The organism is Enterococcus sp. AMC2644, assembly GCF_058216475.1.
Genome location: NZ_CM177095.1, coordinates 687,494 through 702,255, shown reverse-complemented (window position 1 = coordinate 702,255; position 14,762 = coordinate 687,494). Strand labels below are relative to the sequence as shown.

The 14,762-nt window shown below is 32.9% G+C and carries 16 protein-coding genes, 2 tRNA genes and 1 pseudogene; 16 read left to right on the top strand and 3 right to left on the bottom strand.

All coding sequences use genetic code 11. The annotated features are described in order from the left end of the window. The first annotated feature begins 94 nt into the window (after window positions 1-94). Window positions 95-1,756, top strand: a complete 1,662-nt coding sequence (locus AC4BC5_RS03440) for a peptide ABC transporter substrate-binding protein (protein WP_490496774.1) — start codon at window positions 95-97, stop codon at window positions 1,754-1,756. 29 nt (window positions 1,757-1,785) lie between these two features. Here AC4BC5_RS03440 and AC4BC5_RS03435 read toward each other — a convergent pair whose 3' ends face one another. Then, window positions 1,786-2,421, bottom strand: coding sequence for a DUF6198 family protein (locus AC4BC5_RS03435; RefSeq protein WP_490496773.1), 636 nt, complete (start codon window positions 2,419-2,421; stop codon window positions 1,786-1,788). 639 nt (window positions 2,422-3,060) lie between these two features. Here AC4BC5_RS03435 and AC4BC5_RS03430 point away from each other — a divergent pair. After that, window positions 3,061-3,133: transfer RNA gene (locus tag AC4BC5_RS03430), tRNA-Lys, on the top strand. Window positions 3,134-3,749: 616 nt separating this feature from the next. Here AC4BC5_RS03430 and AC4BC5_RS03425 read toward each other — a convergent pair. After that, window positions 3,750-4,061, bottom strand: coding sequence for a DNA-binding protein (locus tag AC4BC5_RS03425; protein WP_490496772.1), 312 nt, complete (start codon window positions 4,059-4,061; stop codon window positions 3,750-3,752). A 1,431-nt stretch (window positions 4,062-5,492) separates the two neighbouring features. On the opposite strand from AC4BC5_RS03425, the gene AC4BC5_RS03420 reads away from it, so the two are divergent. The 14 genes and pseudogenes from AC4BC5_RS03420 to AC4BC5_RS03355 all read left to right on the top strand — a co-directional run bounded on the left by AC4BC5_RS03420 (window position 5,493) and on the right by AC4BC5_RS03355 (window position 14,040). Further along, the gene (locus tag AC4BC5_RS03420; RefSeq protein ID WP_490496771.1) at window positions 5,493-5,951 is read left to right on the top strand and encodes a WxL domain-containing protein; all 459 of its coding nucleotides are present in this window, start codon (window positions 5,493-5,495) and stop codon (window positions 5,949-5,951) included. Between the two features lie 6 nt (window positions 5,952-5,957). Then, a complete protein-coding gene (locus tag AC4BC5_RS03415) occupies window positions 5,958-6,083 on the top strand; it encodes a hypothetical protein (protein ID WP_490496770.1) in 126 nt (41 codons plus the stop codon). Window positions 6,084-6,423: 340 nt separating this feature from the next. Further along, window positions 6,424-6,630, top strand: a complete 207-nt coding sequence (locus tag AC4BC5_RS03410) for a pectate lyase-like adhesive domain-containing protein (protein WP_490497494.1) — start codon at window positions 6,424-6,426, stop codon at window positions 6,628-6,630. Continuing rightward, window positions 6,627-6,947 carry a hypothetical protein gene (locus AC4BC5_RS03405; RefSeq protein ID WP_490496769.1) on the top strand — a complete coding sequence of 107 codons (321 nt, stop codon included), beginning with the start codon at window positions 6,627-6,629 and terminating at the stop codon, window positions 6,945-6,947. Before AC4BC5_RS03410 ends, AC4BC5_RS03405 begins: the two co-directional genes overlap by 4 nt. A 94-nt stretch (window positions 6,948-7,041) precedes the next feature. Continuing rightward, the gene (locus AC4BC5_RS03400) at window positions 7,042-7,530 is read left to right on the top strand and encodes a hypothetical protein (protein WP_490496768.1); all 489 of its coding nucleotides are present in this window, start codon (window positions 7,042-7,044) and stop codon (window positions 7,528-7,530) included. 432 nt (window positions 7,531-7,962) lie between these two features. Further along, the gene (locus AC4BC5_RS03395; protein ID WP_490496767.1) at window positions 7,963-8,160 is read left to right on the top strand and encodes a hypothetical protein; all 198 of its coding nucleotides are present in this window, start codon (window positions 7,963-7,965) and stop codon (window positions 8,158-8,160) included. Window positions 8,161-8,598: 438 nt separating this feature from the next. Further along, window positions 8,599-9,285, top strand: coding sequence for a WxL domain-containing protein (locus AC4BC5_RS03390; RefSeq protein ID WP_490496766.1), 687 nt, complete (start codon window positions 8,599-8,601; stop codon window positions 9,283-9,285). Then, a complete protein-coding gene (locus tag AC4BC5_RS03385) occupies window positions 9,272-10,381 on the top strand; it encodes a WxLIP family cell surface protein (protein WP_490496765.1) in 1,110 nt (369 codons plus the stop codon). The genes AC4BC5_RS03390 and AC4BC5_RS03385 overlap by 14 nt, the downstream gene beginning before the upstream one ends. Window positions 10,382-10,422: 41 nt before the next feature. After that, window positions 10,423-10,890: a hypothetical protein gene (locus tag AC4BC5_RS03380; RefSeq protein WP_490496764.1), complete on the top strand. Its 468-nt coding sequence runs from the start codon at window positions 10,423-10,425 to the stop codon at window positions 10,888-10,890. A gap of 6 nt (window positions 10,891-10,896) precedes the next feature. Beyond that, window positions 10,897-12,300: a helix-turn-helix domain-containing protein gene (locus tag AC4BC5_RS03375; protein ID WP_490496763.1), complete on the top strand. Its 1,404-nt coding sequence runs from the start codon at window positions 10,897-10,899 to the stop codon at window positions 12,298-12,300. Between the two features lie 402 nt (window positions 12,301-12,702). After that, the gene (locus AC4BC5_RS03370) at window positions 12,703-12,843 is read left to right on the top strand and encodes a helix-turn-helix domain-containing protein (RefSeq protein WP_490496762.1); all 141 of its coding nucleotides are present in this window, start codon (window positions 12,703-12,705) and stop codon (window positions 12,841-12,843) included. Between the two features lie 100 nt (window positions 12,844-12,943). Continuing rightward, window positions 12,944-13,031, top strand: a tRNA-Ser gene (locus AC4BC5_RS03365). 112 nt (window positions 13,032-13,143) lie between these two features. Next, a pseudogene (locus tag AC4BC5_RS03360) lies at window positions 13,144-13,786 on the top strand (aminotransferase class V-fold PLP-dependent enzyme). A gap of 56 nt (window positions 13,787-13,842) precedes the next feature. Then, window positions 13,843-14,040, top strand: a complete 198-nt coding sequence (locus AC4BC5_RS03355) for a hypothetical protein (protein WP_490496761.1) — start codon at window positions 13,843-13,845, stop codon at window positions 14,038-14,040. Window positions 14,041-14,159: 119 nt separating this feature from the next. Here AC4BC5_RS03355 and AC4BC5_RS03350 read toward each other — a convergent pair whose 3' ends face one another. Beyond that, window positions 14,160-14,762, bottom strand: a complete 603-nt coding sequence (locus AC4BC5_RS03350) for a hypothetical protein (protein ID WP_490496760.1) — start codon at window positions 14,760-14,762, stop codon at window positions 14,160-14,162.

Below are 14,762 nucleotides of genomic sequence, written 5' to 3'. Positions count from 1 at the left end.
AAAAAATAGCATTTTATGTTAAAAAAACATTGTAATTTTCAGTAAATTCTAATAGAATTAACATTAAGTTAAAAAAAGATTAGGGGGACGATTTATGAAGAAGAAAAAATTATTAGGAACATTACTAGTAAGTACTATTTTATTAGGAGCTTGTACAACAGGTGGAACTTCTAAAACAGACGATAGTGGAAAAACAGGGGCAGGGGAAACCGAGCAAGTTTTTAATTTAGCTGTTGCGCAAGAAATGCCTACTGCTGATTTATCGATTGCAACGGATACGATTAGTTTTACCGCATTAAACAATGTGTATGAAGGGTTATACCGTTTAGATAGCGAAAATAAACCACAACCAGCAGCTGCTGTCGAATTAGCGGAATTGAGTGAAGATGGTTTAACTTATAAATTAAAATTAAGAGAAGATGCCAAATGGTCAAACGGTGATTCAGTGACAGCGGCAGATTTTGTTTATGGTTGGCAACGTACAGTAGATCCTGAAACAGGTTCGCAATATGCCTATCTTTATGAAGTAGTAGAAAATGCGACTGATATTATTAATGGGAAAAAACCAGTAACCGATTTGGGAATTAAAGCAGTCGGCGATTATGAATTAGAAATCAAATTAGCTGTAGCGACACCTTACTTTGATTATCTTTTGGCATTTCCTTCATTTTTCCCACAACATGAAGCAACAGTAAAAGAATTCGGAGCTGAGTACGCGAAGAAGACAGATACAGCCGTTTACAATGGACCATTTACTTTAGGTGATTTTGATGGGCCGGGAGTAGATACAGAATGGTCATATGAAAAAAATCCAGAATATTGGGATGCAGAAAATGTTAAATTAGAAACGGTTAACGTCTCAGTAGTAAAAGAGTCTTCAACTGGTTTGAATTTGTTCCAAGATGGACAATTAGATGATGTCATCTTGACAGGGGAATTAGCGCAACAAAATGCAAGTAGTTCAGAATTTGTTACAATAAAAGAATCTCGTACAAGTTATATTGAAATGAATCAAAGAGAAAAGGATTCTCCATTTAACAACGTCAATTTACGAAAAGCTTTGTCTTATGCAATTGATCGTGAAGCATTAGTTAAACAAGTCTTAGGAGATGGTTCGGACTTTTCAACAGGCTTGATTCCACAGAATATGTCATTCAATCCAGATACAGGAAAAGATTTCGTTGAGGAAACAACGAATAATACAGAATATGATGCTGAGAAAGCTAAAGAATATTGGGAGAAAGCAAAACAAGAATTAGGAATTGATTCATTAAGTTTTGAACTACTATCAGATGATACCGATTCTATAAAAAAAGCAGCTGAATATGTTCAAGGTGTTTGGAATGATACGTTAGATGGTGTTGATGTTACTATGACAAATGTGCCATTTAGTGTTCGCTTAGACCGCTCAAATGCAGGTGATTTTGAAGTTGTGTTTGGTGGTTGGGGAGCTGACTACGCAGATCCAAGTAGCTTCACTGATTTGTTTGTAACAGGAAATGCATATAACCGTGGTCGTTGGAGTAATGCAGATTATGATAAAGCAGTTAAAGATGCTGCAACAACCTACGCTACTAAACCAGCAGAACGTTGGCAAGCATTATTAGATGCAGAAAACATCATAATTGAAGATATGGGAACTATTCCAGTATATCAACGAGCAGAAGCACACTTACGCGCTGAAAAAGTGAAAAACGTGGTTTCTCACGGTGCAGGCGCTTCTCATGACTACAAATGGGCTTATATTGAAGAATAAAAAATGAATCGCTCACCAAGACTAGATAATTAGTCTTGGGGGCGATTTTTTTGCGGGGCTAGTGAAAGATTACGCGACCAACCAATAGCACCAGAAAGTAAAAATAAACTAATAATCGTGCCTTCGCGAACAAACAAGGGCAAGTAAAATAAGTAGGAGAGTAGTAACGAAAGCAGTACACAAATCACATCAATACTATAGCGATAAAAAGCAAAGCTATTTGTTGTCCGTTCAGAGATAAGTAAACAAAAATTTTCAATTGGAAACTTTAGTAAATCTAGCCGCAAGACTTGTCCTGTACCAATTCCACCAATAATTGTTCCTATAACAAAGAAAAACAAACGCCATCCATAAGAGATTAATATGATATCTGAAAACAAATAATACAGGATAAAATTAATCACTTCTCCAAAAGTAATTAAAGAAAAGAGCATGAGAAGATATTGTTTTTTATCTTTTTGTGTATCCATTCCCCAGCAAATCAATAGAAAACCAATGTTGATGATTGAGGTGATCGTGCCAATTTTTAATGACAAGACACCAGATAACGCCGTATTGAGTGAATTAAAACTGCTCACGCCAATCATTGCTTTGATGGTCATACTGATACCTAAAGCACTAATAAAATAGAAGATAAGAGACTGAAAAATCGTTTTAAACTTCATCGGATTCCTCCTTTATCGTGTTGTAGTTATTATATCTAAACTGAAGAAGAAGTATAGGAGAAATCTCATGTTTAGGAGAAAAAAACTGAGAAATTTTTTATAAGAATCAATCAGATTTAAATATCCCCACTGTTTTCTAGAAATAATTAAAGCACGCGTCTCTAGTTTTCAATTTAACTCAAATGAATTCATCTAAAAAAACAGAATTCAATCTTTTTTCTATTTTAAAAGATAAAGCAAAAGCTTTGAAAAGTCAGAGGAATGGCCAACTGATGATTGTTTAATTTCTAGCAGTTTTATTGACAAATTAACGCTAATCCAAACAGAAGAACATACTAAAAATATTGTTGTGAAGAAATACAAGCTGAAATTACTGAATATCTCGTCGTGAGCTATCGCTACTTATTGTACGTTGTATGCTATGCAACGGCTAAGAAAGCTAGAGTATATTGAACAAGCACGGCTGTTATCAAGTAAATCGAGAAGGAAGGGGTATCTATCGGGAACAACTTATTCAATAAAAGTTATTTCTCTAAAATAAATAATGAAAAAAACATTGCATTTTAAAATAAGCAGGTGTAAGATAATAAAGTATTAAATGAGTGCTACTTACTTTTAAGCAAGCAACATTCATTTTACGGGGGTATAGCTCAGTTGGTAGAGCAGCAGACTCTTAATCTGCGGGTCTAGGGTTCGAGCCCCTATGCCCCCATGGGTGCCAAACCCACGAAGTCGGAGAATTGTTGGTGCGAAAGCATTTCGAAAACGATTCTCGCGGCTTCTTTTTTTATTATTCAGTTTAAAGATAATCTTCAAAAGATAATAGTAAAATTCCCTACGTTGAAATTTGTTGATCAAATAAAATCGCTCCTTCAAAAAGAAATCATGACGTATTGTGTACATGGATCGTTATAAATTGGACGTATCTAATTAGGACATAATTAACTTTCATAGATCAATAAATACCTTCGAGAAGCGTGAGAGAACGATAGACACTTCTCTAAGGATATTTTTATTTTTCAAAAGATAATATTTTCGTTAGTAATCGTGTTTCTAGTCTACCTAATAGGCTTCATCTAAAATTGTATGTGAATTTCTAGCATCATCAATCATTTGACGAAGGGAGTCAAAGGTCAGAAATGGTCTTTCACTTGATTAAAGGTATTAATATCTCCTTCTGTCGCATATACGATTGTTTCAAAATGGATTCTAGGATAATTTGCTTTCATTTTTATGCTCTTCTATATATTTTTTCATCATAACATCCAGAGAAGCTATCTCTATTAACAGTGGAACGACTGAAGTTTAATAGCTTAGAAATTTCTAAATCAGTCAGCCCCATAAAGTGATAAAGGAGAATGATTTTTCTTTTTAGGTAATCTTTGTAGGGCTTCACCAAATAACCCATCTTTCACGCTAACAGAGATGCCATGTAAGGCAAAAAACTTAAAATCGATAGAATAACTATCTTCAATGGAAAACTGGTTAATGGTGTATTTACCCAGTTCAGAAAATGAAACTTCTTTTTTTGACAGACGAGATAAATGTCGCATATAGTCAATGTATTCATCTTTTATGACTCTCTTACAAAAGGAATCAAATTGTTTCTCTGTTGTTAAATGAAATTCAGAGAGTTTCATAGTTGTGCACCCTCTTTCGGAAAGGAGAAAATGACGGAAATTGATAAAAATAATTGAAAGAAAATAAAAGCTACAAATTTTGTTAACTTTTGTAACTTTTTGAAAACTAGAATATAATGTGAAAAAACACACATTGATAATGTGTCTTACACTTTGTAGTAAATTTGTTTTTTAATAATGGTATAAAGTTCCAGAACAATAGATTTGTTATATCAAATGTACCTTTGATTAAAGGCCATTCAACAAAAAATGGCCAAAGCCATCTTTCGTTGTGTCTATTTTCTATAATTCAAAAAAACTGCTGAAATAAGGGCTTTTTTTAGTCGACAGAAGTTTTGATTCATATTAGAAATGAATAAATATAGTGGTTGTTTGATTATAAGTAGGGTCAGTAGAATGTATAAGAGAAATCTTATCGTAAAAAGAAAAGTGAGTTTGACTGAAAATAATTAAGACTAGCAATTAAGTGGACTTATGAGGGAGGAAACGGAGAATACTATAGTTGTATAGTCATAAAATTTAACAAATCACTTGAGGTTTTTCTTATTTTACTTTATATTCAGATAAATCAAAAAGCTATAATTTTCATTTCTTTATAATCGTTATAATAAAAAACGGACATAAAAAGTATTTGCAAAAAATTAATGAACTGTGAACTAAAAGTTAATAGGAGGAATGTGGTTATGTATAATCATCAGATTGAAGTTTTACTTTTTATAGAGATACCAAAGACTTAATGATTTTTTCTGAAAAAGCAATAGATAGAGCGAAAATAGTGTTGATGAATCGAATAACATCATTAGAGTGGAAATTTATTTTTAACTCCGGTTAGTTTTTTTTATGCTGATTTGGAATAAATCCATTCGTATATACCCATGCAACTATTCTTGATACAATTAAAAATTTAGGAGTGAATATTGATTTCATTTTTGGAGTCTCTGATTCAATTAGAAAGTTAAACTATTGGAACTTTTTTAAGGTAGGTAATTTTAGTTATTTCATATCAAAAGCTCATCATTTAAGTCATAAAAAAATGATTAGATTTAAAAATTTGCATGGAAAATCTTTGATGATGCTCATAGCTGGAGATGCACCTGACAATGATAAATTAAGGAAATTTATCATCAACAACCATCCGAAAATAAATACTATAGATATTCCTAATTTTTATGATATAGATATGTTTAACTTGTGTCACCAAGTGGGAAATATCTTACTTACATGTAATATCTGGAAAGATATACACCTAATGTTGAGTACAAACGCACTAGATTGGAGTGAAAGATCGTAGGCATGTGGTTTTTGAAATATGGCAGTTAAAAAAATTTTTTTTTTTTTATAACTGAACAAAAAAAGAATAAAATGGACCGTTACTGTTTTATATTATAATAATAAGTCTAATTGTAAATTTTTGTCGAGTAGGTTGGTGGAATGAGGAGAAAGAAAATTGGATGGATTGCTCTTTTTTTAATTATAAATAGCGGAATTCCAACAATTTATGCGAGCACTCTCAATTCACAAGGTTCAATTGAATTTCCAACTCCAACTGATCTAGTACCTCCTTTGGATTCGAACAATCCTAAAAATATTTTACAGGCAGTGGATTCAAATCAATTAGGAACGTCTCAACCATTATCAATTGATTATATTTCCAAGACAAATTTTGGGAATCAAAAGATTACAAAAGTGGATCGAGCTTATTTTGCCTCACCTGATCAACTATATGCTGTCGGTTCAGAGGAAAATGTGTCTGATACTACAGTCGAAGGACCCATCTATCTACAAATATCTGATAGAAGAGGAACTTTGAGCGGATGGAATCTCTTTCTCAAACAAAATGATCAATTTAGAACGAATGATGGAGATGAATTAAATTGGGTGGAATTATAGTTTTCTTTGGGAGAACTTATTTCTACTGTTAATTCTGATTTTCAACCATCTATACCAGCAAATCATTTTGGTATGAATAGTGTCTTAGCTCGAGTTATTTATGCTGAAAAAGGAGAGGCATTAGGAACATAGATTTATCAATTTGGTTCAAATTTGTAGCCCTTGATGTACATGGTAGTTCTGTCAAGTTATCTCAGACGTACTCTACGACCTTAACGTGGATACTTGCGGATGCGTCTAATTGAATGGTGAGTAAAGAAAAACTAGCTATACGAGGTGGAACTCATGAAAAAATAACTAAGAAATTGATGAGTAGTGTTTTAGTTGTCATGGTTTCACCAATTATTCTCAATTTAAATAGGATTGATTTCATTCATGTTTTGATGAAGAGAAGTCAATAACGATAGATTCGGAATTTTTAAAGGAAGATACTACTGAGAGTAGTTCTCTAACAGAAAATTTTGAAATATAAATATTTTCGCGAAAGGACTACGAAGTTGCCAATTGGAATGAATTCGTTGCAGCTCTTAAAAACGAGCACGTGAATAGTATTGTAGTTATTTCAGATTTGGTTGCAACGAGTAGTTCCATAATCAATCGAGAGATTGATATTGTTTTTTCTGAGCACCAATTAAATAGTCAAACCTATACGATGAATATCATAAATGATGAAAAGTGACGATTCGTAATATAAAATTTTTAGGAAATTCTGTAGGTAAGTTATTTACAAGTCCTGTTGATAGCCAAAATGGGATTATTTTACAAGAAGAAATTCATTCTTTAGTTGGAAATACAGTCGGAATTGCTCAAATGGTGGGTGGGACACTTATTTTTGATCAAGCGAACATGACTTATAGTCGTGAAGTAGATAATCAAGTCCTCGTCCAAATTGAAAATCTTATTGTCACGAATCAATCTAAGGTGGAAAGTAATTCTAATAAAGTTTATCTGAATAATCATTCGAATGGTCAAAATGGAAGTGTTCGGATCGAATAACAGTCGATAGTCACCACTAAAAGTTTAAAGAAAGATTGCCTATGGTATTTTATAGGAAGCAAATCAGTACATTGATTTTACCGTGAAGGATCAATTGAGCTTAACAATCGCAGGAAACGCACCGATGGGTGATGAAGAACGTTCAAGTTTGTTGGTTGTGGCAGTTTCTCAAGTGGGGGATGTGACGATTAATGTTGAAGAAAAATCTAGGTTAGATGTTTCAACAGATCGGTCATCTGCTATTGTTTTTTCAAGTTTGGAGGGTGTTTTTAATCTCAAAGATCATTCAGAGTTACAGTTGTCACAGACAAGCTTAACTGCCCAAAATCAATCGACATTGCGATTTTGGCTAAGAGGCAATATGACTTTTAATGTTGACGATAATTCCGAATTACAAATTTTAAAAGATTCACCCCCTCCTGGACCCGCAATTCGAATGTATGGTGACAATAATAAAATTAATGTCACAGAAGATACCCACTTTTCAGTGATTAATCATGGAGTTTACATACCACGAAATACGAAAGATATCGGCAATCAAGCTATTTATTTTCCAAGTGGGAGTGGCAAGAATTTAATTTAACAGGTGAAAATAGCAGTATCTATTTACAAGCTGATTTCGGTTCCGCAATAGATGGATTGACTTATCAAGCAAGTGTCAATACTTCTAAAGGGATTTATTTTGTTGCTAGAGGCAGAACGAACGCATTTAATGAAGGCATTTTTAGAGCGTGGAAACTGGTTTTTCAAAGTGATTATTTGAATTATTTTGATTTTGCTAATCTACGTTCTAGGTGAGTGAATATTTTTACTGCTAATCATGACTCAACATTCACTAGTTTAGACTTGGGTCTCTCTTTATGGAAAAAGGGAATAGATATAATCGGGAATCTAGCCAACCAATGAATATTTTTTGACTTTAGCATGTTCGGAATTAATTATGCTAACTTGGATAAGATCACAAACTCTCAGATGGCAGGAACTTTCTGCAAATGGATTACGAGATTGGACCAGAATGACCGAAAATAATCTGCTCGCGGAAATTGATGAAATCATTCTACCAACCAACGCTGACAAATATATTTATGTCCATGCAAGTGTTTCTGAATATATTGGCGAAATTCGAGATGCTTATCTCAATGAAGTAAAAGCCATCGTTGAAATTATTGATGATGACGACAAAGTAGTGTCGACGGTGGAAGGTGTGACTTAAAATTCGGATTTAGTTATTCATGATTCTGATTCGAGAGCAGGAATAACCAAAATTCCTACACTAGATGGAGAATTTCTTAAAAAAGGGTATCGGTTAAGAATAAAGGCTGTTCATAGAGGACAAGATTCTGAAGAAAATTGGATACGTCAAAGAAATGCTAATAAATTTCCTGAAAGCCAAGCTGTTATTGATGTGGTGCCATAGTCAGTGAAGATCAAAGACAAGCTTGAAACTATTCCGACCTCTCAAAGAACCCTTAGAGGAATGGGAAAACCCAATAATACCGCGTATCTATTTTTTAATGGTGTTGATTCAAAGTTGTCGTGGACTTTAGAAAATATTCCAAATCCATAAGAATAAAACGGAGGAACGTATGATGAAAAATAAAAAAAATGGCTCACGATATTAGTACTTTCAAGTAGTTTAACAACAGCTAATGTGGCTTTTGCAGATGATGATTCTGGTTATGATACAAAGGGGGTCATTAAGTTTAAACCTGGAACAGAACTTACCCAACCGATAGATCCTACCGATCCGACTAAACCTATTTTGCCTGAAAAACCGAATAATCCAAGTGCTCCAAATCAAGAGACAAAAGGGCCATTATCCATTGATTTTGCCTCTAATTTAAATTTTGGCAAGCAAAAAATTACGTCACAAGATGAAGTTTATTATGCCAAACCGCAAAAATATACTGTTTTGAATGGCGATGAAAATGCTGGAACACCGACAGAAGGACCAAACTTTATCCAAGTAACAGATAATCGTGGAACAGAATCAGGTTGGTCATTGAAAGTGAAACAATCGGGGCAATTTCAAACAGATAGTGGGAAAGAATTATCAGGAGCCCAACTTTCTTTTAATAATGGGAGTGTGATTAGTGTCTCCGATTCTGGTATTCCAGTCGGCAATAGTAGTTTTACCTTAATCTCGGATAATTCACAAGAATCCAGTGTAATGGCAGCCACTTCTGGCAACGGATCCGGCACTTATTTATGGCGTTGGGGTACAGATGCGACAACCGGTGCGGAAAGTATCGAACTGTCAATTCCTGGTGCAACCACAAAATATGCTGAAAAATATACAACTACACTGGAATGGGTACTAACAGATGTTCCTGACTAAGATTGGGAGAGGAGATTTTTTATTGAAAACATTGAATCGCTTAGTCGTCATCGTAGGAATGATAACCACCTTATTATTAGTCAATACAGTGCAAGTGTCCGCCAGCCAGTTCAGTTTTTCAGTTACGCCAATTGCTTCAGAAAAACAAATTGATAAAGAAAAAACGTATTTTGATTTACTTTTAGCTCCTAATGAAGAAGAAGCTGTCGATGTGCTATTAAGAAATGATACAGATCATAAAATTTCAGTGGAAGTATCTGTAAACAGTGCAACAACCAATTCCAATCTTGTGGTCGAATACGGAGCAAATCAAATGGAAAAAGATACTAGTTTGGCCTTTGATATAGCCGACCTTGTAGAATATCCTGAGACGGTTCAGTTAGAGGCAAACAGCGAAAAGAAAGTTCGGTTTAAAGTAAAAATGCCAACAGAGACATTTGATGGCGTACTTGCAGGAGGAATTACTTTTAAAGAAAAAGAAAATTCACAAGCAACGACTGAAGTGCAAGAAGCTGACCTATCCATCGTCAATGAGTTTTCTTATGCTGTGGCTTTATTGATGCGACAAAACTTAAATGAAGTTATTCCAAATCTAAATTTAGAGAAAGTCGAAGCAGGGCAGATTAATTCTAGAAATGTTATTTTAGCAGAATTGCAAAATGATCAAAAAACTTATATTAATCAAGTTTCTGTACAAGCGAGCATTGTCAAACATAATAGCTCTCAAGTACTGTATTCAGAAAATAAAAACCATTTACAAATTGCTCCTAATACAAGATTTCAATTTCCCATTTCCTTGAATGGAGAAAAATTAGCACCTGGAGAGTATCATCTTTCAATAACGGTTTTGGGAAATAAAGCGGAAAATGGGGAATTTCAACAAGAACTGGATGGAGAGGTAGTAAACTATCAAAATCAATGGAAACTACAAAAAGATTTTACCATTGAGGAGGAAGTTGCCAAAGAATTAAACGAACAGGACGTAACGGTCAAAGCTACACCATGGCTATTATACATTATCGTTGGAATTTTTATTGTTCTAGTATTGACTGGAATGTGGATAGTATTAAAAAAAACAAAAGAGAAAGAGAGGTGAAGTCATAAATTTCTAATCTAACTTGAAATTTATGTAGATGAATGAATAAATATAAATATCTCATTTTGTTCAGCTCGATTCTACTTTCTTTCGTTCAAGTAGGAGTCAGCACCGTTAATGCCGATACAGATACGGAAATACCCATCTATAATCCAGTGAATCCTAATCAAGTGGTTGACCCTGTGGACAGTCTGGATATTACTGAAAGTAGTGAAGAACCAGAAGCTGAAATTGTGGAAGCCGTCATTGAAACAGAGGAACCAACTAAAAGTGAAGAATCAGAAGTTGAGGATAACGTTGAAGATAAAGTAGAAACCGTCGAATCAACGAATAGAAAACGTGACGAAATAAAACAAGTGTATTTAGATGAACATTTCTTTGAGCAAGAAGAAGTTTCATTAAATGACGATAGTTCAGGTGGGGCCGGTTTTGATCGACCAATGATTTCTGAATATGTTGCTCTAGTTAGTGAATTTACCGGTACCGTTATTTACGGAAGAAAGAATTGATAAACTATGAACTATGAATTTTGTTTAAATAAAGATGATCAAAGAAGTTATAACTTATTCAAATATCTTGAACAAAGACCTACTTTGTCAGAGCAAGTTCTAAAAATTCAAGAAGATTTAGGACTGTCAAAGTTTCTTTTGAATAAAGCAACAGAAAAGTTAAAAGTAGATATCAGCTACTTGAATATTGAAGATAGTTTAAAGATTAATAGTACTGAATTTGAAATAGAGCTTGAAATCGATGGCAACTATTCTAATAAAATACTGCTTTCTCATTATTTAAGCGAATCATTATGTTTGAAACTAATTATTGCTTTTTTTAAAAATGAGTTCAAATCCGTAGAAGATTTTGCTGAAAAGAACTTTGTTAGTTATTCTGTTGCCTATAATGCTTTTCAAGTAATCAAAAAAGAACTCAAACAGTATCAAATTCATTTTAAAAAGAGAAAGATAACAGGTAATCAGCAGAACATTTTTTCTTTTTTATGTAGCCTATTTTCTATTACTAATTTGAATAAGTCAGAAATTTATAAAATGAAAACAGTGAAACAAGCCGAGCTTCTTGTTGATAATTTAAAGGAGAATTTCCAACTAACCAGTTATGAAAAGGAAAAATTTTTTCATTACCTGGCTATTTATCTAGAACATTATGATAGTGGTAATGGTTGGGGTGAACAAAAGGTCAATCATTTTTTAATGTTGTCTTATTTTGCTCCAATTAAAGAAATTTTCCCAAATGTTTCAGATAATCTTGTGTATACGATTGTCGTCTGGCTGTTTATTAACGATAAGTTGGAACAAGATTTTGTTGGAGGAAATTTTGGAACAACCGTCGAGCAAGTCAATCATGACTTTATCCAATTATTCGAGAAAAGATTTAGTGTACTAAATCAAAACTTAAAAATTCAGCTTCAGACGAAATTAACTAAGCTCCATTTCAATATTTTTCATCAGTCATTGAATATGTTTGATGACGTTGAGTTGAATGTAACCTTCTTCCAACAAAACTATCCTGAGTTTTATAAATTTTCATTTCAGTATGTTCAATCACTAACTAAACAGTTTCCAGAACTATCACTGTTTAGAGTCTATTTGTTTTTTAATTATTTAATGATTTTGATTAATGTCATTCCAATTGACCTAATCACAGAACCAGTAAAAATATTGGTTGATTTTTCATATGGGGACAATTATAACCGTTTTATCAAGAAAAACTTGTCCTTTTATATTAATTTAAATGTTGTTACTGTTGATTCAACAACTAAACCAGATGTGGTTATTACAAACGTGAATAAACTTTATGAAAAAGATCAAATGGAGGTTGTTGTCTGGTTAGATCCCCCCAGGTCTGTTGATTGGGTAAACTTGACGAACATTTTATTAGATATCCAAGCTGAAAAATTTGAATAACTAGAGAAAGAAAGTCAAAACTACGAAAACATAGAAAGGTGATAAAGCATGTTTATATCACCTAATATTCAACGTAAAATAAATATTTTGAATTATTTAGATGAGCAGTCAACAACAGGTGTTACTGCTCAAGTATCTGAATACATTGAAGTTGAAAACAATTAGATAACATTAAGATATATTAGTGAGTTAAACGACGATTTAAAACAACTGTATCCAGAAAATCAACTTTATATTAATGTTTCAGTGAGTGTCTTTACCGCCATCGAGAAAATACTAATTTTGATAAAAACTTTCATTTATTATTTTCGTGGACAATTACTTATCATTGAATTAATCAATGAATTACTAAGCGAATGATTTCTGCAGAAGAATTTTGCGAAAATAATCACACTAGTTATCTTGAGAAAAGAAGTGGACAAATTAAATCGGTTTATTCATTCTTTTGATATACGAATAATTGTATCTTATCAAGTAAAAATACGTGGATACGAAAGCAAGATAAGAAATTTTTGGCTTGAAATTTTCATGCAATATCAGTGAAGTATTTTTAATTTTCCTAAAATGAGGAATAATTAGATAATATTTTGATTTTATATATTGTATACTTATGAAGTAGAGATACAAGGTGTTTGTTTCTTTTGGGGAAGTACTCAAGTGGCTGAAGAGGCGCCCCTGCTAAGGGTGTAGGTCGAGAGATCGATGCGAGGGTTCAAATCCCTCCTTCTCCGTTTCAAATAATAAATACGTTGAGATGGATTTCCATTTCAACGTATTTATTATTTATACTTGGAATTATATAAATTTAAATACATTAAAAGAAATAATGAGTGTAGAAAATGTATGACAGTGTATCATTTTTCAGCTGATACAGACGTGTTGACAAAACCTGTTTTAGAAAAAGCCCAAAAAGAGTTAGTGAATTATCAAGATAGCGAAGTATCCGTAATGAAAATGAGTTATCGTTCTTCCTTATTTGACAAAATTATGAAAGATGCTGAGCAACTATTTAAGAGAATTATTGCAGATTCCTGATGTTGGAAAAGTGCCGATTGTTGCGGATATGTTTTCAAATATTTTATCGAATAACTACCGTGTGGAAGATTTTGGTTTAATATATGCAAGTGCACAAAAAAGTATTGGTCCATCTGGATTGACGATTGTGATTATTCGTGAAGATTTATTAAATACAGAATTGATATTTACTTCAGCATTAGACTATGCGGTGCAGGCCTAAAATAATTCATTGCATAAAACGCCTCCAACATTTGCAATTTATACTGCTACGCGAATTTTTGAATGGTTAAAATATTTGGGTGGTGTACCTGAAATCATCAAACAAGACCAAGAAAAAGCACAACTTTTATATGATGAAATTGATTCATCTGACTTATTTATCAGTCAAGTGGTCAAAGAATATCGTTCAGTCGGTGACATGTGAGCTAGTTTGTACAATACTTTTCCTAAAGAAGGCGTCGATGCCTAGGTTGTTGTTTTTATGAAAAAATTTGAAGAAGAAAACGGGGCGAAATTAAACGTTCGGTGAATTTTCCAACGATAGAAATGAGTTTTGATTCTCCTTATCGTCTGACGATTATCAATCGCAATATTCTTAATATGTTGGGTATTGTTTCTTCAACGATTGCCAACGTCGACATTAATGAAAACGATGAGACAAAAATCAAAAACGTGTTGAGTCAATTAGCGACCACTGTCAACGTCGTACGTGTGAGCAATTAAGAATTTTGAAATTATCTAATAGATAGCAAAGCATCGAGAAAGACATTTATCCCGGTTGATATTTGAATAATCGGGATAAATGTCTTTTTTGTGTTTGGAATAATTGTCCAATAGAGAAACTAAGGAAATTCGATATCGAAGGATCCATCTCTATCTTTTACTAATTCAGATAGTAAAAAGTTTCTTAAGACTTCTAAATAAATAACTTCTCTCATTTCTGAAAATGAACGACGAGCCTCTACCTGAAATTCAAAAATAGGGCGATGTTGCCCCCAATTCCTGCCGTTTATAACAGACTTTAGCTGTTGTAAGTTATCAGATTGTTCAATCCAAAGGCTATCCAATGATTTTAGAATAACTATTCGTTGAAAAAATAACTGTTGAGAACTATCAGGCATAACAAATTGAATTTGTTGTTTTTGTTTTTTTGTAAGATCAAATAAAAAGTTCTTAACTTTTTTCCTTGAAAATGAAGTCAAATTATCTAATTCGCATGTGTTAAAATTGTAATCAATATTATTATAGATAAAATCGCTTAATGCTTGTAAATTTAAATTCTCTTTTTTATTTACAAATAATTCAATAGAATTATTAATACAGATATCAATGATATCAGATAACTGTATTGGGGAGGCAGTCATAATTTTGTTCCGCATAGCATAGATATTATCTCTTTGTATTGTAATAATAGAATCAAATTCTAAAGTTGTTTGTCGTCCCAT

What these genes read in the sequence shown, in the direction of transcription:
- AC4BC5_RS03440 (WP_490496774.1), top strand. Translation starts at nt 95, where the DNA reads ATGAAGAAGAAAAAATTATTAGGAACATTACTAGTAAGTACTATTTTA.
- AC4BC5_RS03435 (WP_490496773.1), bottom strand. Translation starts at nt 2,421, where the DNA reads ATGAAGTTTAAAACGATTTTTCAGTCTCTTATCTTCTATTTTATTAGT.
- AC4BC5_RS03425 (WP_490496772.1), bottom strand. Translation starts at nt 4,061, where the DNA reads ATGAAACTCTCTGAATTTCATTTAACAACAGAGAAACAATTTGATTCC.
- AC4BC5_RS03420 (WP_490496771.1), top strand. Translation starts at nt 5,493, where the DNA reads ATGAGGAGAAAGAAAATTGGATGGATTGCTCTTTTTTTAATTATAAAT.
- AC4BC5_RS03395 (WP_490496767.1), top strand. Translation starts at nt 7,963, where the DNA reads ATGACCGAAAATAATCTGCTCGCGGAAATTGATGAAATCATTCTACCA.
- AC4BC5_RS03385 (WP_490496765.1), top strand. Translation starts at nt 9,272, where the DNA reads ATGTTCCTGACTAAGATTGGGAGAGGAGATTTTTTATTGAAAACATTG.
- AC4BC5_RS03380 (WP_490496764.1), top strand. Translation starts at nt 10,423, where the DNA reads ATGAATAAATATAAATATCTCATTTTGTTCAGCTCGATTCTACTTTCT.
- AC4BC5_RS03375 (WP_490496763.1), top strand. Translation starts at nt 10,897, where the DNA reads ATGAACTATGAATTTTGTTTAAATAAAGATGATCAAAGAAGTTATAAC.
- AC4BC5_RS03350 (WP_490496760.1), bottom strand. Translation starts at nt 14,762, where the DNA reads ATGGGACGACAAACAACTTTAGAATTTGATTCTATTATTACAATACAA.